Annotated in this window: 21 protein-coding genes and 1 pseudogene; 12 read left to right on the forward strand and 10 right to left on the reverse strand. The window is 69.1% G+C overall.

Features of this window, described 5'->3' with window-relative positions; all coding sequences use genetic code 11:
- Nucleotides 1-57 precede the first annotated feature (57 nt).
- From holA to leuS, 4 genes are all read right to left on the reverse strand, one after another.
- Nucleotides 58-1050: a DNA polymerase III subunit delta gene (holA, locus tag J1M46_RS05540; RefSeq protein WP_206446916.1), complete on the reverse strand. Its 993-nt coding sequence runs from the start codon at nt 1048-1050 to the stop codon at nt 58-60.
- A gap of 10 nt (nt 1051-1060) precedes the next feature.
- Nucleotides 1061-3415: a ComEC/Rec2 family competence protein gene (locus tag J1M46_RS05545; protein ID WP_206446917.1), complete on the reverse strand. Its 2355-nt coding sequence runs from the start codon at nt 3413-3415 to the stop codon at nt 1061-1063.
- A 16-nt stretch (nt 3416-3431) separates the two neighbouring features.
- Nucleotides 3432-3995: a ComEA family DNA-binding protein gene (locus J1M46_RS05550; RefSeq protein WP_206446918.1), complete on the reverse strand. Its 564-nt coding sequence runs from the start codon at nt 3993-3995 to the stop codon at nt 3432-3434.
- An 88-nt stretch (nt 3996-4083) separates the two neighbouring features.
- Nucleotides 4084-6627, reverse strand: coding sequence for a leucine--tRNA ligase (gene leuS, locus J1M46_RS05555; RefSeq protein WP_206446919.1), 2544 nt, complete (start codon nt 6625-6627; stop codon nt 4084-4086).
- A gap of 115 nt (nt 6628-6742) precedes the next feature.
- Between leuS and J1M46_RS05560 the strand changes: the two genes are divergently transcribed.
- Entirely contained in the window at nt 6743-7213 is a 471-nt protein-coding gene (locus J1M46_RS05560) for an SRPBCC domain-containing protein (RefSeq protein ID WP_206446920.1), read from the forward strand.
- A gap of 70 nt (nt 7214-7283) precedes the next feature.
- Here the strand turns inward: J1M46_RS05560 and J1M46_RS05565 are convergent, their stop codons facing one another.
- Nucleotides 7284-8585, reverse strand: coding sequence for an anthranilate synthase component I family protein (locus J1M46_RS05565; RefSeq protein WP_206446921.1), 1302 nt, complete (start codon nt 8583-8585; stop codon nt 7284-7286).
- 12 nt (nt 8586-8597) lie between these two features.
- Here J1M46_RS05565 and J1M46_RS05570 point away from each other — a divergent pair, with 12 nt between their 5' ends.
- Nucleotides 8598-9374, forward strand: coding sequence for an aminotransferase class IV (locus tag J1M46_RS05570; protein ID WP_206446922.1), 777 nt, complete (start codon nt 8598-8600; stop codon nt 9372-9374).
- Nucleotides 9374-10033, forward strand: coding sequence for a VTT domain-containing protein (locus J1M46_RS05575; protein ID WP_206448596.1), 660 nt, complete (start codon nt 9374-9376; stop codon nt 10031-10033). Before J1M46_RS05570 ends, J1M46_RS05575 begins: the two co-directional genes overlap by 1 nt.
- A 10-nt stretch (nt 10034-10043) precedes the next feature.
- On the opposite strand, the gene J1M46_RS05580 is transcribed toward J1M46_RS05575, so the two are convergent.
- Nucleotides 10044-10679, reverse strand: coding sequence for a TetR family transcriptional regulator (locus J1M46_RS05580; protein ID WP_206446923.1), 636 nt, complete (start codon nt 10677-10679; stop codon nt 10044-10046).
- Between the two features lie 48 nt (nt 10680-10727).
- Between J1M46_RS05580 and J1M46_RS05585 the strand changes: the two genes are divergently transcribed.
- The 7 genes from J1M46_RS05585 (at nt 10728) to J1M46_RS15290 (ending at nt 17615) form a co-directional block, all read left to right on the forward strand.
- Nucleotides 10728-11423 (forward strand): SOS response-associated peptidase, encoded by a 696-nt coding sequence (locus J1M46_RS05585; protein WP_206446924.1) that lies wholly within the window; start codon nt 10728-10730, stop codon nt 11421-11423.
- A gap of 62 nt (nt 11424-11485) precedes the next feature.
- The gene (locus tag J1M46_RS05590) at nt 11486-12523 is read left to right on the forward strand and encodes an App1 family protein (RefSeq protein ID WP_206446925.1); all 1038 of its coding nucleotides are present in this window, start codon (nt 11486-11488) and stop codon (nt 12521-12523) included.
- Between the two features lie 9 nt (nt 12524-12532).
- Nucleotides 12533-12937 carry an NUDIX domain-containing protein gene (locus J1M46_RS05595; RefSeq protein ID WP_342384287.1) on the forward strand — a complete coding sequence of 135 codons (405 nt, stop codon included), beginning with the start codon at nt 12533-12535 and terminating at the stop codon, nt 12935-12937.
- 70 nt (nt 12938-13007) lie between these two features.
- Nucleotides 13008-13370 carry a PadR family transcriptional regulator gene (locus tag J1M46_RS05600; protein ID WP_206446926.1) on the forward strand — a complete coding sequence of 121 codons (363 nt, stop codon included), beginning with the start codon at nt 13008-13010 and terminating at the stop codon, nt 13368-13370.
- The gene (locus J1M46_RS05605) at nt 13367-14011 is read left to right on the forward strand and encodes an HAAS signaling domain-containing protein (protein ID WP_206446927.1); all 645 of its coding nucleotides are present in this window, start codon (nt 13367-13369) and stop codon (nt 14009-14011) included. Before J1M46_RS05600 ends, J1M46_RS05605 begins: the two co-directional genes overlap by 4 nt.
- Nucleotides 14012-14144: 133 nt before the next feature.
- Nucleotides 14145-15827: an IS1634 family transposase gene (locus J1M46_RS05610; protein WP_206446928.1), complete on the forward strand. Its 1683-nt coding sequence runs from the start codon at nt 14145-14147 to the stop codon at nt 15825-15827.
- Nucleotides 15828-16961: 1134 nt separating this feature from the next.
- A complete protein-coding gene (locus tag J1M46_RS15290; protein WP_241249027.1) occupies nt 16962-17615 on the forward strand; it encodes a hypothetical protein in 654 nt (217 codons plus the stop codon).
- Nucleotides 17616-17705: 90 nt separating this feature from the next.
- On the opposite strand, the pseudogene J1M46_RS15740 reads toward J1M46_RS15290, so the two are convergent.
- From J1M46_RS15740 to J1M46_RS05630, 4 genes and pseudogenes are all read right to left on the reverse strand, one after another.
- A pseudogene (locus J1M46_RS15740) lies at nt 17706-17777 on the reverse strand (family 1 glycosylhydrolase); the annotation flags it as partial.
- A 173-nt stretch (nt 17778-17950) separates the two neighbouring features.
- Nucleotides 17951-19606, reverse strand: coding sequence for a DUF6119 family protein (locus J1M46_RS05620; RefSeq protein WP_241249028.1), 1656 nt, complete (start codon nt 19604-19606; stop codon nt 17951-17953).
- A 17-nt stretch (nt 19607-19623) separates the two neighbouring features.
- A complete protein-coding gene (locus J1M46_RS05625; RefSeq protein WP_342384288.1) occupies nt 19624-20811 on the reverse strand; it encodes an XRE family transcriptional regulator in 1188 nt (395 codons plus the stop codon).
- A complete protein-coding gene (locus J1M46_RS05630) occupies nt 20717-21409 on the reverse strand; it encodes a hypothetical protein (RefSeq protein ID WP_206446932.1) in 693 nt (230 codons plus the stop codon). The genes J1M46_RS05625 and J1M46_RS05630 overlap by 95 nt, the downstream gene beginning before the upstream one ends.
- 842 nt (nt 21410-22251) lie before the next feature.
- On the opposite strand from J1M46_RS05630, the gene J1M46_RS05635 reads away from it, so the two are divergent.
- Nucleotides 22252-23823, forward strand: coding sequence for a hypothetical protein (locus J1M46_RS05635; protein ID WP_206446933.1), 1572 nt, complete (start codon nt 22252-22254; stop codon nt 23821-23823).
- On the forward strand, nt 23814-24314 hold the full coding sequence (locus J1M46_RS05640) for an HNH endonuclease (protein WP_206446934.1): 501 nt from the start codon (nt 23814-23816) through the stop codon (nt 24312-24314). Before J1M46_RS05635 ends, J1M46_RS05640 begins: the two co-directional genes overlap by 10 nt.
- Nucleotides 24315-24853 lie beyond the last annotated feature (539 nt).

Raw genomic sequence — 24853 nt, forward strand, 5'->3', positions numbered from 1 at the left:
CCGCAGGCCGCCACTCGATGCTGCGAGCCGACGCGCAGAGCCGCGCGGCCGACGGGCTCAGGCCGCGGCGCGGCTCTCGGCCAGCTGACGCACGAGCCGCTCGACCGCGTGCTGCGGGTCGCGCTCGAAGCCCTTGACGGCGTGGTCGGCGTGCGCGATCGCCTCGATCGCGTCGCACAGCTTCGCGTCGGTGAAGCCGCGCAGATCCTTGCGGGCGTTGTTCAGCTGCCAGTCCTGCATGCCGAGCTGCCGCGCGACCTGCGGGCCGCTGCCGGTGGCACCGGTGACCTTCGCCAGCTGGCGGTAGCGCATCGCGAACGCGGCGACGATCGGCACCGGGTCGGCGCCCGTGTGGATGGCCTGCCGCAGCGTGACGAGCGCTCGCGCGACATCACCGGCGATCACGGCGTCGACGACGGCGAAGGCGGTGGTCTCGACCCGGCCGGCGTAATAGGTGCGCACCACCTGCTCGGTGACCGGGCCCTCGGTGTCGAGCACGACCTGGCGGATGGCGTTGGCGAGCTCTGCGATGTCGGTGTGGAAGGCGTCGACGAGCGCCGCGATCGCGCCCGGGGTCGCTTCGCGCTCGAGCATGCGCAGCTCGTTGCGGGCGAAGGGCACCATGTCGCCCTTGCCCAGCGGCAGGCAGACGACCTCCAGCGCGCCCGCCGTCGTGCGGATCGCATCGAGCATCTTCTTGCCGCGCACGGTCGAGCCGTCGTGGCGGATGACGAGGGTGGTGCCGTCGACGGGCTGCTCGAGGTAGCGGAGCACGTCGGCGATGAACGCATCCGTCGCCTTGACGCCGTTCGCGACCCGCACCAGGCGCGGCTCGTCGAAGAGCGAGGGGCTCGCGATCAGCTCGAGCGCGCCGTCGCTGTACTGGCCGGCGTCGAGGTCGCTCACCTCGAGCTCCGGATCCTCCAGCACCAGCAGCGACTTGAGCCGCTGCATGGCGCGGTCGGCGAGGAACGACTCCTTGCCGAACACCAGCACGACCGGCGCCGGCGACACCTGCTCCCAGCCGATCTTGGGGATGCTCTGCGCCATGCGCACCAGCCTACGGGGAGCCGCCCACCCCGACCGACCCTCCCTCCTCCGATGCCGTCCGCTCCGACCACACCCGCACCCCGTCGCCGTCGACGGCGAGGGCGATGATGCCGAGCTCGTCCGTGCGCAGCGGCACGCCGCCGGCCTCCTGCACGAGCCGCAGGGCCGCATCCGTCGGGTGTCCGTAGTCGTTCTCGCCGACGCCGATGAGCCCGGCGACGGCGCCGACCTCGCGGTACAGCGCCGGCAGCTGATCGGCCGAGCCGTGATGGGCGACGACCACCACGGCGGCGGGCGGGATGCCGGCGCGCAGCAGCCGCGACTGCGGCTGGGCGCTCAGGTCGCCGAGCACGATGAGCTCGAGCATGCCCTCGCGAGCGCCCGGAGCGGGAGCCGTGCCCCCGCCCCCGCCGTCGTCGGGCAGGTCGATGCTGACGGCGACGCTCGCATCGTTGCCGGGCTCGTGCTCGCCCACCGGCCAGAGCGCCTCGACGCGGATGCCGCCCACCTGCCACGCGTCGCCGCGCCGCGCCTCCTGCGTCGCCGCACCCCCGGCCGCGAGCGCCTCGACCACCGGCAGCGCCCGCTCATCGAGCGGTCCGTGCACGACCAGCCCCACGCGACCGGCCAGCGCCGACGAGCCGCCGGCGTGGTCGAGGTCGAAGTGCGTCAGCACGAGCAGGTCGATGCGCTCGACGCCCAGCGTGCGCAGGCAGCCGTCGATTCGCGCGGGATCGGGCCCGGCGTCGACGAGCACGACCGCGCCCTCGTGCCGCACGAGCGTGGCGCTCCCCTGCCCGACGTCGCACTGCGCGATGCGCCAGTCGGCGAGCGTGCCCAGTCGGATGCTCGGCCACGCGGCGCCGAGGCCGACCACGAGTCCGAGCACCAGTGCGGCGGCGATCCCGCGCGCGAGCCGGCGCCGGGCGTGGGCGATCGTGACGAGCGCGAGCATGGCGGATGCGGCGATGACGCCCCAGGGCGCGACCGGCCAGGGCACCTGGGCGGCAGGGAGCTGCTGGGAGACCATCGCGACCTCGGCGATCCACGCGGCCGGCAGCCACGCGACCCAGGCGAGCCCGATCGCGACCGCCGGAGCGAGCGGCGACGCCAGGCACGCGACCAGTCCCACCACGGTCACGAGCGGCGCGGCGGGACCCGCCAGCAGATTCGCGAGCACCGAGACGAGGCTCACGCGCGCGTCGAGCGCGACGAGCACCGGCAGGCACCACAGCTGCGCGGCGACCGGCACGGCGATGAGCGCGGCGATCGGCGTCGGCAGCCAGCGCGAGAGCACGGTCGTGATCGGCCTGCCGTGCACGATGAGCCCGCAGGTGGCGAGCGCCGAGAGCGCGAAGCCGACGCTGGTGGCCATGTGCGGCTGCAGGGCGAGCACCACCAGCACCGCGAGCGACAGCAGCGCGATCGCGCCAGCCCGGCGGCCCGTGACGATGCCGAGCAGTCCGATCGAGGCCATGGTGGCCGCCCGTACGACGGAGGGCTCTGGCGTGACGAGCACCACGAACGCCGCCAGCGCCGCGGCCGCCGCACCGACGCGCACGGCCCGCCTCGCGCCGAGCGCTGCCGCGGCCTGGAACGCGATGCCGACCACGATGACGCAGTTCGCGCCGGAGACGGCGGTGAGGTGCGAGAGGCCGGTGTCGAGCATCGCGGTGCGCAGCATCGGGCTCACCCGTCGCTCGTCGCCGATCGCCAGTCCCGGCAGCAGCTCGCCGCCCACCCCCGGCAGCTGCGCCGAGGCCCGCAGCAGCCCGTCGCGCAGCGGCGCCGCCCACGACGCCCACGCCTGCGGCTGCGCCACCTCGAGCTCGGTGCAGGCGAGCAGCCAGCGCGAGCCGTCGAGCCACGCGTCGCACGACCCGGATGCGGTGCCGCCGATGGTGAGGGACGCATCCGTCACCCGCAGCAGCATCGCGCTGCGCAGCAGGCCGCGCCCGTCGCAACCGGTGACCAGCACCTCGGTGGGCGCGGCCTGCCCGAGCAGCAGCAGCGTGAGCGAGTCGCATGCCTCGAGGTCGGTCGCGACGACCGCGTCGGCGCCCGCCAGCAGCGGGCACGCGAGCGCGGCGCCGAATCCGACGGTGCGCAGGGCCGCGACGGTGCGCGGCGCGGTGGCGACGAGGGCGAGCCGCGCACCGAGTGCGCCCGCGGCGCCCGGCCGCACGCCATGGCGCTCCCTGCGGCTCGCTCCGTGCCGTTCCAGCAGGTGTGCCGCGAGCAGGGCCGCTGCAGCGCTGCCCGCCGCCACGACCGCTGCCACGCCGAGCAGCGCAGCCTGCGAGCTGAGCACCGCCAGCACGGCCCACGCGATCGCGACCGGCAGCGCGAGCCGCAGATCGCGCATCAGGGATCCTGGTCGATCACAGTGTCACCAGCGGCGTCAGCCGCTCGAGCGTCGCCGGGCCGATGCCGGCGACGTCATCGAGCTGGGCGATGTCGGTGAAGGGCCCGTGCTCCTCGCGGTAGGCGATGATGGCGCCGGCGAGCGACGGTCCGACGCCGGGCAGGGTCTCGAGCGCGGCGGCGTCGCTGCGGTTGAGCGAGACGGGGCCGCCCTCCTCCGGACCCGCTTGAGCCGCCTCGGCCTGCTGCTCGACGGTCGGCACGATCAGCTGCTCGCCGTCGGTGAGCGGCCGGGCGAGGTTCAGCGCACCCGGCGCCGCCTCGTCGATCGTGCCGCCGGCGCGGGCGAGCGCGTCGAGCACCCGCGAGCCAGGCGGCAGCCGGTAGACGCCCGGCTCGGCGACCGCGCCCTGCACGTCGACCACGAGCTCGGCCGTCGCGGTGGCGACCGGTGTCGGCAGCACGGCGTCCGGCTGCGCGTCCACCACCATGCGCTGCGCGACGCCGCCGGCGACGGCACCGAGCACGAGCAGCACCGCGGCCCCCGCGCCCAGCCGCCAGCGCGCATCCGTTCCGGCCATCCGGGCACGGTAGAGCGGATGCGTCCGCGCGCGCCGACGGCGAAGGCCCGGCTGTGGAGGGCCGGGCCTTCGGTGTGTGAGCCGGGTGCTAGCCGATGACGAAGTTCACGAGCTTCGGCGCGCGCACGATCGCCTTGCGGATCGTCGCGTCGCCGATCGCGCGGGCGACGCCGGGCAGCTCGCGCGCGAGCGTCTCGAGGTCGGCGTCGTTGATGTCGGCGGGCACTTCCAGCCGGTCGCGCACCTTGCCGTTCACCTGCACGATTGCCGTCACGCTCTGCTCGACCAGCAGCGACCGGTCGGCCTGCTGCCAGCCGGCGTTCGCGACCGAGGGCTCGTGGCCGAGGTTCGCCCACATCTCCTCCGCCGTGTACGGGGCGAACAGCGACAGGCCGAGCGCGATCGTCTCGACCGCCTCGCGCACCGCCGGGTCGGCGGCGCCGGGGCCGGAGTCGACGGTCTTCCGGGTGGCGTTGGTGAGCTCCATCAGCCGGGCCACGGCGACGTTGAACTTCAGCCCCTCGATCAGGCCCGGCGCATCAGCCAGGAACCGGTGCGTCTCGCGCCGCAGGGCGCGGTCGCCCGGCTTCGGGTCGGTGCCGGGCTCGGCCAGCTGCTCGCGCGAGAGCCGCCAGGCGCGCGCCAGGAACTTCTGCGCACCGGTGGGCGAGACGTCCTTCCAGTCGATGTCGTCCTCGGGCGGGCCGGCGAACGACATCGCCAGGCGCACCGCGTCGACGCCGAACTGCTCGAGCTCCTCCGACAGCGTCACCAGGTTGCCCTTCGACTTCGACATCTTGGCGCCGTCGAGGATGACCATGCCCTGGTTCAGCAGCGACTCGAACGGCTCGGTGAACGGCACGTGGCCGAGGTCGAAGAGCACCTTCGTGATGAAGCGCGCATAGAGCAGGTGCAGGATGGCGTGCTCGACACCGCCGACGTAGCGGTCGACCGGCGCCCATCGCTCGACCTGCTTGCGGTCGAACGCCTGCGTGTCATCGTTCGGCGACAGGAAGCGCAGGAAGTACCAGGACGAGTCGACGAACGTGTCCATCGTGTCGGCGTCGCGCTTGGCGGGGCTGCCGTCGATGGGCGAGGCCACATTCACCCACTCCTCGGCGGCGCCCAGCGGGCTCGTGCCCTTGGGCGTGAGGTCGAGGCCGGCCGAGTCGGGCAGCGTGACGGGCAGCTGCTCGAACGGCACCGGCACCTCCTGACCGTCGGCGGTGTGGATGATGGGGATGGGCGTGCCCCAGTAGCGCTGCCGGCTCACGAGCCAGTCGCGCAGCCGGTACGACTTCGCCGCGCGACCGGTGCCGCGGGCCTCGAGCAGCTGCACCATGCGGCCGATGGCGTGCTGCTTCGACAGCCCGTCGAGCTCGCCGGAGTTGATCATGCGGCCGTCGCCCGTGAGCGCCTCGCCGGTGCTCTTGGGGTCGAGCGCGGGCAGATCGTCGGGGAGCACGGCATTGCCGTCCTCGTCGAGCGGCACGACCGGCATGACGCCGGTCACGGCCGCGTTCGTGTCGACCACCACCTGCACCGGCAGGTCGAACACGCGCGCGAAGTCGAGGTCGCGCTGGTCGTGCGCGGGCACGGCCATGACCGCGCCGTGGCCGTAGTCGGCCAGCACGTAGTCGGCCGCCCACACGGGCATCCGCTCCCCCGTCAGCGGGTGGATCGCGAAGCGCCCCAGGTCGACGCCGGTCTTGACGCGCTCGGTGCTCTGCCGGTCGATCTCCGTCATCCGACCGACCTCGTCCAGGTAGGCCTGGAACCGCATCCGCACCCCTGCATCAGCGCCGGCAGCCAGCTCCGCCGCCAGGTCGGAGTCGGGCGCGACCACCATGAACGTGGCGCCGTAGAGCGTGTCGGGGCGGGTGGTGAACACCGGCACCGTGCCCGCATGCCCCTCGATCTCGAACTCCACCTCTGCACCCTCGGAGCGGCCGATCCAGTTGCGCTGCATGCGCAGCACCTTCTCGGGCCAGCGGCCCTCGAGCTGGTTCAGGTCGTCGAGCAGCCGGTCGGCGTAGTCGGTGATCTTGAAGTACCACTGGGTGAGCTTCTTCTTCACCACCGGGGTGTCGCAGCGCTCGCAGCGGCCGTCGACGACCTGCTCGTTCGCCAGCACCGTCTGGTCGTTCGGGCACCAGTTGACGTTCGACGGCTTGCGGTAGGCCAGGCCGGCCTTGTACAGCTCGAGGAAGAGCCACTGGTTCCACTTGTAGTAGCCGGGGTCGCTGGTGTGCAGGATGCGATCCCAGTCGAAGGCGGTCGCGTACTGGCGCATCGACTTCTTGTGCTGCTCGATGTTCGCCTCGGTCCACGCCTTCGGGTCGGCGCCGCGCTTGATGGCCGCGTTCTCGGCGGGCAGGCCGAAGGAGTCCCAGCCGATCGGGTGCAGCACGTTGAAGCCCTGCTGGCGCCAGTAGCGCGCGAGCACGTCGCCGTACGCGTACGACTCGGCGTGGCCCATGTGGAGGTCGCCGGAGGGGTACGGGAACATGTCGAGCACGTACTTGCGCGGGCGCGTGTCGGTCTCGTCATCCGTCGCGAAGGGGCGCAGCTGCTCCCACACGGGCAGCCAGCGCTGCTGGATGCGGGAGAAGTCGTAGGTCTCGTCGGTCACTGATGCTCCTGGATGGCGTCAGCCGTCGGCGGCTGACCGGCTCCCCAGTCTACGGCGACGTGCAGATCAGCCGCGTCGTGCCAGAATCGAGCTGGAAACGTCGAGGAGGTGGTCTGTGCCGGAGTTCGAGAACCCGCCGGCGACCGTCGACGTGCCCGCATCGCGGGTGACGCGCATCGTCGCCGTCGACGCGCCGGTCTCGACCGTGTGGCGCTGCCTGGTCGAGCCCGAGCTGCTCGCGCAGTGGCTCGGCGACATCGCGGCGTTTCCCGAGGGTGTGGTGCCGGATGCGTTGGGCCGGTTCGCGTGGACGGGCGAGGTCGTGCTCGCGGCCCGGATCCGCGACGTCACGCCCCAGACGCACTTCTCCTTCGACTGGGCGGAGGGCATCCTCTCGGACCGCGCCTCGACGGTGGAGATGACGCTGCGCGAGATCGACGGCTGCGCCCAGCTGCACCTGGTCGAGTCGGGCTTCCCGCTGGAGGGCGACGACGCCACCAAGCGGGAGGCGCTGCGCGCGCTCGCCGCCGGCTGGACGGTGGAGCTCGACGAGCTGGTCGAGCTGGCCGAGTCGCTGCGGGCCTGATCCTCGCCCGCCGAGACGGCGCATCGGTCGCGCTTCGGCCCGCAGGCCGCGCCCTTCGCGTCAGCTCAGGTCAGCGCGGCACGAGCGAGGCCAGCAGCGCCGCCGCCTTCACGTGCAGCTCCTCCACCTCGAAGGCCGGCTCCGACAGCGCTGTCACGCCGCCGCCGACGCCGATGTGCGTGCCGTGCTCGTCGGCGATGACGCTCCGGATGACCATCGCCAGCTGGCACGTCTCCCCCGCCACCAGCCCGAAGCATCCGGAGTACACCCCGCGCCGCTCGCCCTCGAGCGCCTGCAGCAGCTCGACCGTGCGGCGCTTGGGCGCACCGGTCATCGAGCCCGCCGGGAACAGCGCCCGCACCGCGTCGAGCGGCCCGAGCCCCGGCAGCAGCCGGCCGCGCACCGTCGAGACCAGCTGGTGCACCGTCGGGTAGGTCTCGACGCGCAGCAGGCTCGTCACCTCGACCGTGCCCGGCGCGCAGACCCGCTGCAGGTCGTTGCGGCACAGGTCGACGATCATGACGTTCTCGGCGCGCTCCTTCTCGCTCTCGTAGAGCTCGAGGGCGAGCGCGGCGTCGTCCTCCGCTCCGCGCCGGCGGGTGCCCTTGATGGGGCGCGTGGTCGCCACCCCGTCCTCGACGCGCAGGAAGGTCTCGGGGCTCGCGCTCGAGACCGTCACGCCTGCGATGCGCAGCAGCCCGCCGTGGTGCACCGGGCTCGCCGAGCGCAGCCGCGCGTGCGTCGCGATCGCGTCGATCGGCGGCCCCTCGATGCCGGTCGTCAGGCACAGCACGTAGGAGTCGCCGTCGCGGATGTGCTCGCGGCAGCGCTCCACCTTCGCGGCGTAGGCGGCGTCGTCGTCGCGCCAGCGCAGCTGCGCCGCATCCACGGTCGTCATCGGCGGCAGCCGCACCGGCGCCGCCGGCAGCACCCACGGCTCGCCGTCGCGCGACTGCAGCTGCGCCTCGGCCCCGTCGAGCACCACCCAGCGATCGAGCAGCAGCCACGCGGCCTCGGGGAACCGGCCCGCGCCCGCGCGATCCGCGCCGGGGTCGACCCCGAGCATCCGTACGCCCGCCTCGTAGCCCAGCCAGCCGACCCACGCGCCCGGGTGCGCCGCACGTGCAGCCTCGAGCGCCGCGACCGCGTCGCCGGCCACCGGCTCGCCGTCGAGCATCGCCCGCCCCTCGCGCACGACCAGCACGTGCGCGCCGGTGCCGAGCAGGTGCGCGCCCGCCGAGGAGGAGTCGAGCCAGACGACATCGCCGCCCGCCGCCTCGAGCGCCGCGAACGCCGCTTCGGGCGTCGTCGTCACCGGGCGCGCCCAGCGCGCGCCGAGGTGGGGCAGAAGCGGCGCAGGGGTCGCTGGCATAGGGTCGATCCTATGAGCGGGACCGAGGCCGTGCGCACGTGGGCGCACCCGCGATTCGAGCTCACCGGCACACCCGTCACGAGCACGCTCGCGGCGGACTCGTGGCTGGTCGACGACGGCCGGGTGCTCGCCTTCGAGCGGCACCGACTGCGGTTCGCGGATGCCGTGGCCGACGCGGGCGGCGACCGGCTCGACGCGCTCACGGCGGCCAGGCACGCCATGGGGGCGGTGCCGGCGGAGGGGCGCTGGTCGCCGCGGCTCGACCTGACGCCCGAGGGCATCCGGCTGCGCGTGCGCCCGGCACCCCCGGCGACCACGACGGTCGCGGTCGCGACCGCCTCCCGCGACCCGCGCACGCTGCCGCTGCGGAAGGGCCCCGATCTGACCGCCTTGAGCCAGTTGCAGGCCGACGAGTCGTCGCGTCTCGGCACCGCCGTGGAGCCGATCCTGCTGAGCGAGGGCGTGATCGCCGAGGGCACCCGATCGGCGGTGCTGTGGTGGCGCGAGGGCGTGCTGTGCGTGCCGGCCGCCGAGATCGCGCGGCTGCCGTCGGTCACGGCAGCGGTCATCGCAGAGGTCGCCCGCATCGACGGCGTCGAGCTGCGTCAGGAGCGGGCCAGACCTGCCGACCTGGCCGGCTGCGAGGTGTGGCTCGCCAACGCGCTGCGCGGCATCCGCGCGGTCACCGACTGGGCCGACGGACCGGCCGTGGCACCGGCGACCCGCGCGGCCGCCTGGCGATCGCGCCTCGAGGGGCTGCGCACTGCGCCGCCGGTGAGTCGACGGTGATCGACGACGTCATCGGCGACTTCCTCGAGGCCGTCGGCGCGATCGACCCGCTGCTGCGCACGCTGCTCGCCGGGCTGGCGATGCTGCTCGAGACCAGCGTGCTGCTGGGCCTTTTGGTGCCCGGCGACACGATCGTGATCGTCGCCGCGCTCGCCGTCGAGCAGTGGCCGTGGTGGCTCGCGCTCATCGGCGCCGTCGTGATCGGCGCGCTGGCGGGCGAGTCGATCGGCTTCGCCATCGGACACTGGCTGGGGCCGAAGATCGATCGCTGGCTGGCGCGGCGATGGCCGCGCGCCTCGGTGCAGTGGAAGCGCACCGAGCGCTACCTCGCCCGCCGCGGCGGGCCGGCGATCTTCCTCTCCCGCTTCCTGCCCGTCGCGCACTCGCTCGTGCCGCTGATCGTCGGCGCCTCGGCGATGCCCTATCGGCGCTTCCTCGCCTGGATGATCCCCGCATGCGTCGTCTGGGCGAGCGCCTACGCCTCCGCCGGCTGGCTCGCCGCCGGCACCTACCGAGAGCTCGCCGATCAGCTGCACGGCGCCGGCTACATCTTCGTGGCCGTGATCGCGGCGTTCATCCTGCTCGCCTGGCTGGCCAAGCGCGTGATCGGCCGCTTCGAGGCGCGCCACATGAGCGACGAGCCGCACGAGCGCGACTGAGGCCGCTCGCTCAGCGCCCGGTCGCGAAGACGGGCGCGAGCTGCTCGCGCGCGATCTGGAGGCCCATCGCCACGTAGCGGGGGTCGCCGTCGGGATCATGCAGGAACGCGTAGGTGACGAGCGCGTCCAGGCCGCCGATCGCCAGTTCGATGTGCTCGTGCTCGCCGGCGACGATCTGCACGCCCCAGCGCGCCCTGAGGTACCCGGCGACGTCCGCGACGAACAGCGGCGCGACCGGCTCCCGGTTCTGCGGGCCGAGATCGAGCCCCTCACCGGTGCGCAGCGAGCGGAAGGAGGGCACTTCGCGGAAGGTCTCGACCATCGCCGTCACGATCGCCTCGAGCGCCGCCTCCCAGCTCGCGTGCTCAGCGCCCAGCACCCGCTCGATCGCCAGCCGCATGCGCTCGAGATTGCGCTCCGCGAGCGCCACCAGCACGGCGACGCGATCGGGGAAGTAGCGGTAGACGGTGCCGATGGAGGCGCCGGCGCGCTCGGCGACCAGTGCGGTCGTCAGGTGCTCGATGCCATGCTCCACCACCACCGCCGCAGCGGCGTCCAGCAGCGCTTCGATGCGATGAGCCGCGCGCGCCTGCACGGGCTCATGCCGCACCGTGATCGAAGGTCCTCCGGCACCGAGATCGTCCATTGCGCCATCATGTCGCATCCGCGGCCCGAAGGTGAGAGCATCTCCGGCATGTGCGGACGGTATGTGATGGCCACCCCGGCGAGCGACCTGGTCGCCCTGTTCGAGATCGACGAGTCGGCCGAGGGGCTGCCGGAGCCCAGCTGGAACATCCCGCCGACGACCACCGTGCCCATCGTGGTCGAGCCGCGCCCGCGCGAGGAGACCCCACCCATCCGCCGCCTGGAGGCAGCGCGCTGGGGCCTGGTGCCGGCCTGGGCGGACGACCCCTCGATCGGCGTGCGCGCCTTCAATGCGCGCGCGGAGACGGCGGCCGAGAAGCCGATGTTCCGCGACGGCGTGCGCGAGCGCCGCGCGCTGGTGCCCGCCGACGGCTGGTACGAATGGCAGAAGCAGGGCGAGGCGAAGACGCCCCACTACATCCACGGCGAGGCACCCATCTCGTTCGCCGGCCTCTACGCGTGGTGGAAGCAGCCCGACGGCTCCTGGCTCCTCTCCACGACCATCCTCACCACCGCGGCGGCCGGCGAGCTCGCCGGCATCCACGAGCGGATGCCGGTGGTGGTCTCGGCGGAGATGCGGGATGCCTGGCTCGACCCGACCGAGGACGGCGAGGCCGCGCTCGGGGCCGTCGTCGCCGAGGCCGCCGAGAGCGCCGAGAGCCTGACGATGCACGTCGTCGACCGGCGCGTGGGCAACGTGCGCGAGACCGGCGCGGGGCTGATGGCACCGATCAACCCGGCGTAGTCCGGGCCGGGCAGCCCTCAGCCAGTAGGGTCGAGGAGCGTTCACGGCTCGGGAGGTCACGCATGGAGGAGCTCGATCCGCTCGCGCGCATCCCTGAGCCGATCAAGCACATCGCCGCCCGCATCGAGGATTGGGTCCACGAGCAGCGCGAGGCGAACGCCCTCCGCGCCGGTCGGCTGCCCGCGATCGTCGCCTACCCCGGCTACGGCGGCGACGGCTGGGTGCGCGTGCTCGCGCGCGTGCTGCTCGTCGAGCCGGGCGCCGAGCGCAGCGTGCACTACGAGAACGTGCGCGGCTGGCGTTCCTTCACGTCCATCGCGCTCAACGACATCGACGTCATGATCGAGGCCGGGGGTCAGCGCCACGTCGTGGTCGCCGACCGCGGCGGTGTCGTCGACGCGATCGTGCCGTTCAAGCTCGAGCCCGGTTGGCAGGAGCTCACCCTCTCGGTCGCCGGCTCGCTGCCGGTCGTGGCACCGGTGTTCGTCGTCGACCCCGAGACCCGCTTCGGCGTCGTCAGCGACATCGACGACACCGTCATGGTCACCTCGCTCCCCCGACCGCTGCTGGCCGCCTGGAACGCCTTCGTGCTCGACGAGCACGGCCGCCAGCCGGTGCCTGGCATGGCCGTGCTCTACGAGCGCATCGCCAGGGAGCATCCGGGCAGCCCCTTCGTGTACCTCTCCACCGGCGCCTGGAACGCGGCCCCCGCGCTCACCCGCTTCCTCTCCCGCAACCTCTACCCCGCCGGCAGCATGCTGCTGACCGACTGGGGCCCGACGCACGACCGCTTCTTCCGCTCCGGCAAGGATCACAAGCGGGCAGAGCTGCGACGCCTCGCTCGCGAGTTCCCCGACATCCGCTGGCTGCTGGTCGGCGACGACGGTCAGCACGACGAGGAGATCTACGGCGAGTTCGCCAACGCGCACCCCACCTCGGTGCGCGCGGTCGCGATCCGCGAGCTGTCGACGCAGGAGGCGGTGCTCGCCGGTGGCCGCAAGCACTCGGAGACCCGTTCGATGCATCCGTGGGTGTGGTCACCCAACGGCGGCGGCCTCGCCTCCGAGCTCGGCGCCATCCCCGAGCTGCACGTGCTCTGAGGCCCCGAAGTGCCCGCACGCCCGATCGCCATCGCGCTCATCCGCCGCGCCGACGGCGCCCTGCTCGTCACCAGCGCCGTCGAGCCGGGCAGCGGCCGCACGCTGGTGCGGCCGCCCGGCGGGGGCCTCGACGCGGGCGAGACGGCGGCGGATGCGGTGGCCCGCGAGCTGCGCGAGGAGCTCGGCCTCGCCGTCACCGGCATCGCACCGCTGGGCGTCATCGAGCATCGGGTGGCCTTCGCCGGCCGTGAGCTGCACGAGCTGGTGCATGTGCTCGCGGCGACCATGCGGGCGGATGCGTCGCTGCCGCCGACCACGGATGCCGGGCACCCGGTGTGGTGGCTGACGCCCGATCGCTTCGGCGACGCATCGTTCGAGCTGGTGCCTGCCGGTCTGCTCGACCTGCTCACATAGAGACGCCTGAACCCGCAGCTCTTCGGCCGCGCCTTGCGACTACTTTGCATTGCAAGGTAACGTGCCTGGCATGACGAAAGCAGCTGGGGCTCCGCAGCTGCGCAAGGGCGTGCTGGGGCCGCTCGTGCTGGCGCTGCTCGAAGAGCGCGAGCGCTACGGCCTCGAGATCGTCCGCGAGCTCGCCTCGCGCGATCTGGTGGCCAGCGAGGGCACGGTGTACCCGCTGCTCACGCGTCTGCAGGACGCCGGCGCCGTGGAGAGCGAGTGGATCGTCAGCGAGCGCGACCGCCCCCGCCGCTTCTACCGCCTGACGGGCGCGGGCCGCGCAGAGCTCGCCGCGTTCCGCACCGACTGGCCCGCGTTCACGCGAGCCGTCGAGTCGATCCTCACCCGAGGCGACAGCCCCGACCAACGACGAGAGGTGCACCCATGACCGAGGCGACCGCGCTGCCGCCTGCAGCGCAGCACTACCTCGAGCAGCTCCGGCTCGAATCCGCCGCGCTGCCCCAGGTCGACCGGCAGCAGCTGCTCGGCCAGATCAGCGAGCACCTGCGTGAGGCGGTCGACGACGGCTCCGAGATCGATGACGTGCTCGCGCGCCTCGGCAGCCCGCGCGAGCTGGTCGCCGAAGCGGGTGCGGAGACGCTCGAGCAGGCGCCCGCCCCGTGGCGGCCGAGTGCCCTGCTGTGGCTGGCGGTCGCGGCGATCGTCGTCGGCGCGCTCATGCTGCTGTGGGGCGGCGGCCTCATGCTGGTGACCGGGAGGGGCCGGGGCCTGCTGCTGGCGGTCCCCGGCGCCGTGCTGGCGGTCGCCGGGGTCGTGCTGCTCGTGCGCCAGCTGCGCACGGGCAACGACGATCTCGCGGCGGCGCAGGCCAAGCGTCGCGTCGCCCGATCGCTGTCCATCGCGGCCATCACCGCCGGCGCGCTGGTGCTGATCCTCACCGTCGCGATGCTCGGGCTCACCGGCCGTGGCCGCTCGCTGCTCATCGCGATCCCCGGGATCGTCCTCGCGATCGGCGGCGGCATCGCTCTGCTGCTCGCCGCGCCCGAGCGGGGGCGCCCGAGGATCTAGCGGGAGTTTCCTGGCTATCGCTGTTGGGGTGGGTCGGGGAAGTCGGGCGGGATCGATGGATTTCGCGCCCTGACTTGCGTGTGCGGGCGTGTCGCGAGGGATTCTTCGCTCGCAATAGTGTATGACCTAAAGCATGGCGAGTGTTTATGGGAAGCAGATCAACGGCCAGACCTACTACTACCTGCGCGAGTCGGCGCGGGTGGACGGGATGCCGAAGATCGTCTCGCAGCGGTACCTGGGTAAGGCGGAGGACATCGCCGCCGCGCTCGACGGCGCCGCGGGCGTCCCGGCGCGGACGAAGCATCTGGCCTTCGGCGACGTGGCGGCGGTCTGGTCGATGCTGGAGCGCCTCGACGTGACCGGGATCATCGACGACGCCGTCGGGCCGCGACGCTCGGACGCCGCCGCCTCGGTGGGCACCTACCTGGCGCTGGCGACGCTGAACCGGATCGTGGCGCCCTGCTCGAAGCTCGCCTTCGGCGCCTGGTGGGCCACCACTGCGGCCGCTCGGTGGCTGAAGATCCCTGCGGCGGCGCTGGACCACCGCCGCTTCTGGGACGCGATGGACGCGATCGACGAGGCAGCGCTGCGACAGATCGAGGTGCGGCTGGGGCAGCGGATGGTCACCGAGTTCGGGCTCGACCTGGCGGCCCTGGCGCTGGATATGACGAACTTCGCCACCTTCATAGACTCCGGCAACGAGCAGGCGCCGATCGCGCAGCGCGGGCACGCGAAGCAGAAGCGCGCCGATCTGCGCCTGGTGGGGCTGGGGCTGGTCGTCACCCGCGACGGCGGCATCCCGATCCTCTCCCACGCGTATCCGGGCAACCGGCCCGACGTGGCCGAGTTCTCCACCATCGTCGACGCCCTCACCGACCGCTACACCGCCATGGCCGAGACCGCCGGACTCTCGGTGGTGTTCGACGCCGGGCAGAACTCGGCCGCCAACTTCGCCCACCTGGCCGAGAAGCACCTGCACTACGTCGGATCGCTGCCGCCCTCGGATCACCCCCACCTGCTCGCCCTGCCCGGCAGCGACTACACCGTCGTCGACCAGGACCGGTTCCCCGGCCTCCGAGCGATCGACACCACCGTCGAAGCCCTCGGCGCGACCCGTCGGGCGGTGCTGACCCACTCGGCGAACCTGCACGCCAAGCAGGCCCGCGGCTTCGACCAGACCCTCGCCAAGGCCACCCGGCAGCTGGACGAGCTCGCCGCCACCCTCGCCCGCGGCAAGACCCGCCGGAGCCGAGACAAGGTCCAGGCCGCGATCGACACGATCCTCCGACCCCGCTGGGTCAGCCGAGTGGTGACCTGGACGCTCACCGGCGACGCTCCTGCCGAGTTCCGGCTCGCCTTCGCCATCGACGAGCAGGCGAGGCAGGAGCTGGAGGACGAGCTGTTCGGCAAGCGCATCCTGATCACCGACCACCACCACTGGCCGATCGCCGAGGTCGTCGCCGGCTACCGCTCCCAGTCCGAGGTCGAGGCCGGCTTCCGGCAGCTCAAGGACACCAAGACCGTCTCCTTCTCACCCATGTTCCACTGGACCGAGCAGAAGATCCGCGTCCACGCCCTCTACTGCGTCCTGGCGCTGGCCGTCGCGCACCTGATGCGCCGACAGGCAGCACAGGCCGGCATCCACCTCTCCGTCCGCGCACTGCTGACCTCGCTGGCCACCATCGAGGAGACCGTGCTGCTCTACCCCTCCACCGGCGGCCGCCCCAAGGCCCGCCGCGTCCTCACCGACCACGAACAAGTCGCCGCCGAACTCGCCGACCTGTTCGGCATCAACGCCTACGCACCCAAGTCTTAGGTCATACACGCGCCGGACCAGGAAACCCGCTCTGACCGGGACAAACGTCACTCACGCCACGGCTATCCCGGAAAGTCCCGCTAGATCGCAGGTTTGATTCTGAGTGGCGCGAGAACGCGAGCGACTATGTCAGCCACGTCATCTGTTGGCTGGAAGCTTGCCATCGTCGGGGCCACTGGTCCGGCAGCCCATTGGACTTCGACGCGTGGCTTCGAGCCCGCGCACGACGGCGCGAGCAGGTCGAACGCGGCGAATTCTCCCCAATTGACTGGCTGCTGAACAGACTCCTAGCAACCTGACTCCCCGCGGCTGGCCGAACTCTTCGACTGACTCAGCGCCGACCTCTACATCGGCTTCGGCCGCGACTTCGACAAGGACGAGCCCGACGAGCGCCCCTCCAGGTCGTGCGCTACCGCGATGACGACGAGCAGTAGCAGTTCCTGGCGGCCTCACTCATTGCACTTTGGGAAGACGGCTGGGAGCCCCACAACATCCGCATCCTCTCCCTCGTCGAGCCTCGGCCGCCAGCCATGCCACCGGTGCGGTAGCGGATGCGCTGCCCGCCACGACGAGGACCCAAACGGCAACCGGTGGGGCACGATTCACGCCTTTAAGGGGCTGGAGCCCCGGTCGTCATCCTCACCGACGTCTACGGCACCACCCCGCAGTGGGAGGACCCGCTCTACATCGGCGCCACCCGCGCCACCGAGCGACTCGTCGTGGTCACCTCGCTCGACGAGATCGCCGACCAGGCGCCGCACCCTCGTAGCTCTACGGAGGGCCCGCGAACCTCCCAGGACAGATCACGTTGCATGACCGCTTGACGCAGATCAAACCCGTACGGCCTACCCGGGTATTTCGAACGAGGCAAGCCCCAGCCTGCTCGCCCGTGGCGCATTCGCGGGAGTCAGCAACGGCTGACCGTGCCGCACGAGACAGCGATCCGCCCTCTAATGCGCGCAGTTGTTCAAGCGCGCCGACGGCAGCCCCCGGCCCCTTCCGCGCTTAAGCGCGATGACCGATTACGGCATGCCCGCGCTCGAGCCGCTTCTTGAGCGCCCGGTCAGCCGCCACCCGACTCTCGCTCGCGGCGTGCGCAGGCTCGGGGGGGGCAGCCTCCGCTTTACTTAACCTGTGAGCAACAAATGGTCCTGGGTCTTTGGCATCCTCACCGCGGCAGCGTTTGTCTTTGGAGTCGTCTTCTTTGCTGTGACGCAGCAACTGAGCGGCCGAGACTGGGCCGTGCTCGCCATTGGGGCCCTTATTGGCGCGACGGCTGCTGCGCTATGTGCGAACTTCGTCTTCCATGCTGACTCGCGGCGGGCTGGTCGGCTCGCTTTGACAGAAACTGAATCGAAACAGCTTGACGCAGAGTTCCAGGCCCGTATCGAGTCCGAACGGCGCGAAGCCGCCGCGGAGCACATGAGGCTGGACAAAGTTGCCATCGCTATGGCAGATCAGGTTAGGAAGAAGACTTCGCTGATTGAGAGCCTCCCGACGAGGAGCGAGCGCCTTCAAGAGATCCGCGATGAGACCACGCAGCTTGAGATTGAAATCGCTAACGCGGATGGCAACTACAAGTCAGGCATGGTGTCCGCTCGCGACTCCGCACGCTATGGCTTCCAGGACATGGCCCACCAAAACGAGGCGGCGGCGAAAACATGGCAGATTGCAAAAACTGGCTTCGAAGAGAAACTGCCAGAACTTGAGGCGGAGCGGGCCCGGCTTGCGGCGATAACCGACGAAGACTACCTCGTCGAGCAGAAGCACCTGCGCGGGCTCGACTAGCCTGGCTAGCGCAACGGACTCTTCGACTTTCCGACGCCCACTCAGCCGCCGCGGTGGCAGGTGCAGGACTGGGCCAGCGGTCTCCAGGCTCGACCAGCCGCCGCGCTCCTGCAGCCACTGCGGCAGATCCCAGTGGTAGCGCGTCACCGCCGGCGCGATGTCACGGTCGCGGAGACCCTACAGCACGCGCCGGTAGTAGGCGATGCCCTCGGGATTCAAACGAATCGTCCGGCCAGGCAGTTCGGAGGCCGCGCAGCAGTTAGCACTGCAATGCAAAGCAGAGCCGATCGAGGAAGTGGCGCCCAGCAGCGAGCCCGGCGACACTTCACCAAATCTCAGTCGACGGGGCCGTCGATCGAAACGACATAGACCGGGACGCCACGTTCCTCCAGGGTGGTTGCCTGCCTGACCAGGTTGACCTTGGTGAAGGTGAACAGAGTCCGCGCGTTGACGGGCTTGCCGGAGCCTCGGTACATCGCAAGCACGACGCGCTTGGGCTTCGACCCAATGTTGGATGCGTCACCGCCCAAGGCTTCGATCCTGTCCTTCAACTTCTTCCGTGCCTGGGCGTCACCGCAGAGGGCGTCAGCAGACACAAGGGCTTGGGCGAGCAGATGACTGGCGGCAGCGGACTTCTCCGTCTTCTTCACATGGATCAAGGTGCCATCGGTTAGGTAGACGTCGCAGGCCTCAATGCCTCGCCCGTGGAGGTCGGTCTTGATCAGTTTCTTGTCTAGACACACACCCCCGAGAGCGTCGGCCAACGCCCGGTTGTAGGTGTCCTCGTCATCTTCAGGTGCCCAGGTTGGGAACTTCAGGTCAGTTACGCGACCATCGAAGAGATCCTTCACGCGCTGAGTGATGTTCCCGACGTAGTCGTGGTGGACCTCGTACCAAGAGCCGTCATAGAGGGCGTAGGTCCGGTCGTCCAGGTCGGTCTCAAACGCGAGCCACCGCCGGAGCGGGATGGCTTGGCTGATTGGCTCCTTGCCTTCGGAATCTCGGCAGAGCTGGATCGTGGCGGAGTCCACTCGGGCAAGGCGCTGCCCGACCGGGAATTCCTCGAGAACAGCCCGGATGTCGTTCCAGTCGGGCTGCCCTGACTGGACCGCGTTGTTCCGCCCTGGCCACAGGCGACGCGGAACCCAAGAGTCGGGAGTGCCGTTCTCGTCGACTCGTTCGTGAGGCCAAGACAAGCCAATGTTTCCCGAGTCGCCGTCTAGCGCCTTCGACAGAACGGCATCCAGCCGCTCCTTGGTCTCTGGATTCCGGACAGCCGCCAACTGCTCCAACAGTTTGAGGGACGGGTGGGGCTCGGTTGCCAATAACGCTTCGAGCGCATCCAGATCTGAAAGAACCTCTGTCGGGGTATTCCCGAGCGGGATGTTGAGCGCGTCAGCACCTCGGATCTGCAGGGGCTCCCCCGCCGACCTCGACAACATAGGCAGCTTCGCGACGGCGACGATCCTGCTCACCGCCTCACCGACGTCACCGACTCCGAAGCCCAGCAGGCCGTCGCCTTGCGGGATGGTCGCTCGAGAAGTTCGTGAGCGCTCGTCCATAGTGGTGACGGTGAGTGAGCGCAACTTTTGGGGGTCCGCGGTCCGAATGGCGATGCGCTGTCCGAAAAGGTTGTCCAGCCTGCCTTGCTCGAGCAGTTGGAAGCCCATCCCGTAGCTCAGCGCGTAGGCGACGCCCTGGTTCAGAGCATCTTCAGTCTGGGATCGCACCAAGAGCACGCCGGCTGGGGTGACACCGCCGATCTCGACTTCCTGGCCAGTAAGGGCGGCGATCGCCGAGCACCAATCCGCGCGGTCCTTGACCATGGCCCCGGTCACCATGTAGCCAAGACGTCCACCCACGTCGACCTCCTGGTGAGCGAAGTCATCCCGATCTAGGTACTTGTTACGGATCGCGCTCTGGAAGTCGGACACGCCCGTGAGGCGGTAAATTGTAGTTCGCCTACCGGCTTTCTCCTTGGCCACATGCATCCCCTTTCTTTCGAGTTCTAGACGAGGCGAAGCACTGGCCGCTGGTCGACTTCGCCAAGAAGATCGCGCACGGCGCGTGGGCTAACCTTCAGGGCCTCAGCCAGAGCGGGCACCCCGGCACCGCATTGACCAGAGAGTTCGGCAGCCTTTTTCAAGAGAGTTGGCACCTCGCCGGGATAGGCGCTGGTCGGATCCGCGCTCGGGTCACCGACCGTCCTCAGCCGTTGAAAGGCGCGACGCTGTGACGACTCCGTGGTGCGGCCCCGCTCGACCATGCGGAGGATCAACGAATGGGGCGAGACGCCCCACGTCCTGCCCAGCCTGTCCAGCGCCGCGAGGTCCAGCCGCTGCGGAAGTGCCGCATCCATCGACGCTGCCGGCGTTAGGAAGGCGGCAGCGAAATCGTCTGCGTCCTTCTCCGCCGACGCGCTGTACTCCGTAGTGTCTGCATGCAGGAGCAGGTGTCCAAGTTCATGGGCGATCGAGAATCGGTGACGAAACACATTCTCGGATCGCCGCGGCGTGGTGACGATGATCGGACGGTCCACGATGACGACCGAGAACGCGTCCACAGCGTCGATCTCAGCAAGGGGCCGAAGCGCAACGACGATGCCGTGAGCCTCTGTCGTGGCCACCAAGTGCTTCACAGGACCGTCAGGAAGATGCCAGTGCTGACGAAGTAGCCCGGCCGCTTCGGCTGGTGAACTACTCGGCAGGACAGTCGGCAGATCCACATCTGGGAGCTTTACGTAGCGTTCGAGGGCAAAGGTCAGCTCCCACACCAGCGTGGCCGTCGCTAGCGCCTTCTGCCTGTCACTCACACGCGCCGAGCGCAGGCCGCGGAAGTGAGCATGGACAGTGTCGAGACGGGCCAGCGGGCGACCGACAGCGAAGAAGTCAGGTCGGACACTGAGCACCTTCGCCAAACGGGCGATCACGTCTTGACGCGGCGAGTTGACGCCAGCTTCGTACTGACCGACAGCCGCCGCAGACACCCCGACTTCCGACGCAAGCTCGGTCTTGCTCATCCCGACTCGGACACGAGCCTGGGTCAGGCGCGCGGGCTCGAAGCGCCCAGACGTTGGTAGATCGAACAGACCCGGAGTGTCGTCACGCATCCGGCCCCTTGCCCTCCAACTCCCGAGGTTCGACAGCAGGGCCGGCCGGGGTGCCACTGGCGAAGGACTCGACGTCTGTCGAGGCATCGCCCTGCGTCACGTCTGGCTCCCATATGCTTTCCTGCCCGTGAAGCGTCACTTCGCCGGTCTCGGTATCGAGTTCGGCGACGGCCCATTCGATCGACTGAAGCTGGCGCGGCGACGACTGGATCATGACAAGCAGTAGCGGCATCACACCGGATGCTGCGCGGGCAACTTGCTCGAGCTGCCTGTTCTCCGAGGATGACTCGACCTCCAACTCGTCGCCGTCGCCAGGCTCAAAAAGTTGCGGATCGAGCAGCGGCGTGGAGAAGCCATTAACCCGCGTTGGGCTCGAAGCGAACGTCGTCACCACATCGTCGGAGCCCGGCACCCGCCAGACGTACACGAGGCAGTCGTTGACGACGGGGAGCTTGTAACCCGCTGGTGGCAGTTTGTAAGTCCGATATCCCCGGCTGCTCAGCGCCTCCTGCACATCGTCCAGCTGGTCGCGCCATTGGGCACCGAAGCCCATGGTGTAGCGCGATCCGGACACTTCGTGCGCTTCAGCGAAGCGAGCATGCCGGTGTCGCACGGACTCGACCACGAGGTGCTTGACGGTCTGGGCGTGTCCGCCGAGCGCTTCGGCAGGTGAAGCAGGAACCACTGTGACCTCCAGGTCGGCGTCCGGCTGAGGTCAGCGAGGACTCGTGACTTTAGTCTCCCACAGCATTCGCGCATTAACACTTCATCTGAGCGCGCGTGTCGTCTGTGACGCGCTCGCCGCCGAGGTCGCGATTAGACACCCGGGCACGCCCTTTGGCTCGAAGCACATCCGTGCTCGCGGCGAAGTCCGTGCTGCAACCCGAGGCGTTCCACACGTCATCGTCGCCTCCAGCCGCTTCGGCGACATCGTCATCGACCTCGCCGCCGCGATCGCCGCCTCAACCGGCAGCGCCCCACGGCCAATTTCAACCCCCACAGGATCGTGGAGTTGCGTGGGCAGGGCGAGTTCGATCTCGATGCGCTTATGCCGACGCCGTCTGCCGCGGCGGCGCTCACGGATGCTTTGGGAGGTACTCGAGGCCGCGTAGGCGGCACTCGGCTTCGACACAATCGGCGATGAGACTTTCAAGCAACTCGTTCTGGCGCGAGTGGTGGAACCGACCTCGAAGGCGTACACGCTACGCGTCTGTGTGGAGCTGGGCGCGCCTCGCGCACCCTCGTGCCTCCAGTTGCTGCCCGACGACCTCCAGACCGAACTCGTCTAGGCGGCAGAATATCATCAGGTCAGGGTCAGCGAAGGTAGCTCGGAGGACGTCGATGCCTTCCGGTTGGCGCGGGTAGGAAATTCCATCCTGGAAGACCTCGACACCCACCCAAGACGACGCGCTCCTTCCCAGGTACATCCTCATTTGCGAAGAGCCCGTGAACTAACCAACTCGACGCGCCGCTGGGCTCAAGACGCCGCGATCCACTAGTGTGACGAAAGGCACTGGAGGTGTGGCTTTGAGCGTTGTGCAAATCGACTGCTTGCGACAGCAAGTTCAGACTTCAAAGAAGAAGTTCCCCATATTTGTTGGCTTCGCGAAGCCTTCAGATCTGGTTCAAGTAGCAGTCGCCCCGGCCTTCAAGACGAGTGATCCACATCGCGAAATTGCACAGCGAGTGCTGCAGCCGCCCGTCAGCAGTTGGCAGCGACCTCTGGATGAGACCCGTGTCGAAATCATCGCGAATGTCTTTTCGAGCAGCGACGAGTTGATGCCAAATCCGGTGCTGCTCAGCGCCAACATCGATCATTCCGGACTAAAGCCCAAGGTCGTGACCGCCGCCGATGGCTCTCATACTCCACTCTGGCGCATCGAGGTGCCAGTAAATGACGTCGAGCCGAAGCCGCTCTGGATCTTAGACGGCCAGCACCGTATTAGCGGCCTCTCCCGGAGTTCCCAAGCAGACAATCCAATTCCTGTCGTACTTCTACTGAACACGTCGGGGCAGAGCGTATATAGCGGGCGAGACTTCGCGCACATTTTCGCGCAGGTAACCGTCACAGCCAAAGGCCTTGACTCCATCCACGAAGAGTGGCTGACGTACTCGTACGAATTGGAGCGCTACGCGCCCGGCGGGCAGGACTCGGAACTTCACCGCGCTGCTTTCGAGACTGTCGCGTACTTGTGCGGCAACGCAGGGTTCGAGAATCTGGATGTCAATCCATGGCTTAATGGCGTCGTCTTCAACCCCGGACTCGGCAGTACGCCTCCCGCGACCTTGGCCGGGTTCCATTACTCCAGTCCCGAACTGAAGGATCTCGTACTAAAGCACTATTATCGCCAGGTGATTGGCGCTCAAATCGATCCAGAGGACCTTGCGAGCGAAATCGCGAGAGCGTATGTCGCGCTCGAAGCTGCGCTACCGATACCAAAAGATGAGAGCGTGTTCCTGGGTAAAGGAACACACGCTCACAAGGTACTGCAGGATGGCTTTCTAATCGGGGTACTACGTCGCCTTGCCCATTTCGGGGTGCCTAATTCTTGGCTCGACGTGCTTAAGAGTTTGAATTTCCATAAAACAGATTGGAATTTCAGCACCTGGGCGAAGACTCGCGGCGGTAATGCTGGCAACACGTCGCGACGACTGGCTGAAACGATCTTCCCGCGGGTTATGATTCAGGGTTCACTTCCCGTCGGAATCGACAACCTCGCTGACTACTTCCGCGGCAACGACGCATTCGTCACCGTGATATGCCGGCACGTAAATGGTGCCGGGAAGCCAGTGAGCAAGGACCCCCTTGTCATAACGCTTAAGAACGGCAACAAGCAGACACGTGACATCGGTGCACGGCGCCATGTCCGTATCCTCAAGCCAGGCGCCTCAGTGCTCGGCAATGAGACTGCCTCGAATGTGGGGAAGATTGAGGCCTTCGAGCCAGCGACGATGGGACGCCCAAAGAAGCACCCAGAGTTGATCGGGCGGGGCTTGAATATCAGCCTGGTCGAAGCCAAGTCCCTCGAAGTGGACGTGGTAATGGAACATTACGGGGCCGAACTCGGCAGCGCCAACCTCACAATCAAATGGACTTAAGCACTTTCCCGATTGCGTTCGCTGAGGCACGTGAGTACCTGCACGAACTTGACGGCTTGCGTTCCGACGAGTGGCATGACTCGCTGCGCAATGTCCTCGCGTTACCGCGAGCGACTCCAAAGGCATATGCACTTCTTCATCCAGATTGGCTTGAACTTAATTTCAACGCAGGCACGGTTCAACGCCTGTTGGGGCCCGCTCGATTCGATCAAACCCGCCTGGACCCGGAACTCGCCTCCTGTCACGCGAAGTTGATCTGGGGCTATGAATGCGACATTCCCTCCTCAACTCCGCTTGAGGCAGATCATCTGTTCCCGCGATCACTTGGGGGCGCGTCGGAAGCAGGTAACCGGGTCTGGCTCTGCCGTCGCCACAATGCGATTAAGACGAACGATGTGCACCTGTACCCGAGTTGGGGCGATTGGAAGCCGTGGTTGCGTCGCGCTCTCGGAAACCGCCTTTTGGTAGCCGATCGCATGTTGCGCCGCTGATGCGAACTCTCGGCGACCTGCCCGCGCTGAGGAGGCGATGAGCCCGCCGGCAGCAGTACGGTTCAGCGAGCGGAGACCACCGCGTTGATCACGGCGGCGACACTCGACGGCTCTTCGTGCTCCCAGAACCGAAGGGCGACCCAACCTGCGGCGTCAAGGCGGGCCACCGCCTCACGGTCCCGCTCGCGGTTGCGCTCGATCTTTGGTTGCCAGTAATCCGCGTTGGCCCGGGGCGGCACGAAGTGCTGAGGACAGCCGTGCCAGAAGCAGCCGTCTATGAACACGGTGCGGCGATCTTGCGGCGCGTGAAGACGACGTCGGCTCGGCGGCGGCGATCGGTCGGGAGAGGGGCGACATCCACGCGGTAGCGGAGACCAGCGGCGTGCAGAAGGCGACGCACGTTGAGTTCTGGCCTGGATCGTGCCACCTCGGCCGGATTTCGTGACCTGATGGTCATTCTGCCTTGAGTTTCCGGGGTTCTTGGTGTCCGTGCGGGGCACTAATCGGGCGCTTCTAGACTGCCCAAGTGGGTATGTTCG

The sequence above is a fragment of the Agrococcus sp. KRD186 genome (assembly GCF_017168255.1).
Classification (GTDB): Bacteria; Actinomycetota; Actinomycetes; order Actinomycetales; family Microbacteriaceae; genus Agrococcus.

Bases quoted from the DNA above. Each gene is read 5' to 3' on its own strand.
- J1M46_RS05580 (WP_206446923.1), bottom strand. From the start codon at position 10,679: ATGGACGATCTCGGTGCCGGAGGACCTTCGATCACGGTGCGGCATGAG.
- J1M46_RS05590 (WP_206446925.1), top strand. From the start codon at position 11,486: ATGGAGGAGCTCGATCCGCTCGCGCGCATCCCTGAGCCGATCAAGCAC.
- J1M46_RS05600 (WP_206446926.1), top strand. From the start codon at position 13,008: ATGACGAAAGCAGCTGGGGCTCCGCAGCTGCGCAAGGGCGTGCTGGGG.
- J1M46_RS05625 (WP_342384288.1), bottom strand. From the start codon at position 20,811: ATGCCTCGACAGACGTCGAGTCCTTCGCCAGTGGCACCCCGGCCGGCC.
- J1M46_RS05605 (WP_206446927.1), top strand. From the start codon at position 13,367: ATGACCGAGGCGACCGCGCTGCCGCCTGCAGCGCAGCACTACCTCGAG.
- J1M46_RS05620 (WP_241249028.1), bottom strand. From the start codon at position 19,606: ATGCATGTGGCCAAGGAGAAAGCCGGTAGGCGAACTACAATTTACCGC.
- J1M46_RS05610 (WP_206446928.1), top strand. From the start codon at position 14,145: ATGGCGAGTGTTTATGGGAAGCAGATCAACGGCCAGACCTACTACTAC.
- J1M46_RS05570 (WP_206446922.1), top strand. From the start codon at position 8,598: ATGAGCGGGACCGAGGCCGTGCGCACGTGGGCGCACCCGCGATTCGAG.
- J1M46_RS05545 (WP_206446917.1), bottom strand. From the start codon at position 3,415: ATGCGCGATCTGCGGCTCGCGCTGCCGGTCGCGATCGCGTGGGCCGTG.
- J1M46_RS05640 (WP_206446934.1), top strand. From the start codon at position 23,814: ATGGACTTAAGCACTTTCCCGATTGCGTTCGCTGAGGCACGTGAGTAC.
- J1M46_RS05585 (WP_206446924.1), top strand. From the start codon at position 10,728: ATGTGCGGACGGTATGTGATGGCCACCCCGGCGAGCGACCTGGTCGCC.
- J1M46_RS05565 (WP_206446921.1), bottom strand. From the start codon at position 8,585: ATGCCAGCGACCCCTGCGCCGCTTCTGCCCCACCTCGGCGCGCGCTGG.
- J1M46_RS05550 (WP_206446918.1), bottom strand. From the start codon at position 3,995: ATGGCCGGAACGGATGCGCGCTGGCGGCTGGGCGCGGGGGCCGCGGTG.
- holA (WP_206446916.1), bottom strand. From the start codon at position 1,050: ATGGCGCAGAGCATCCCCAAGATCGGCTGGGAGCAGGTGTCGCCGGCG.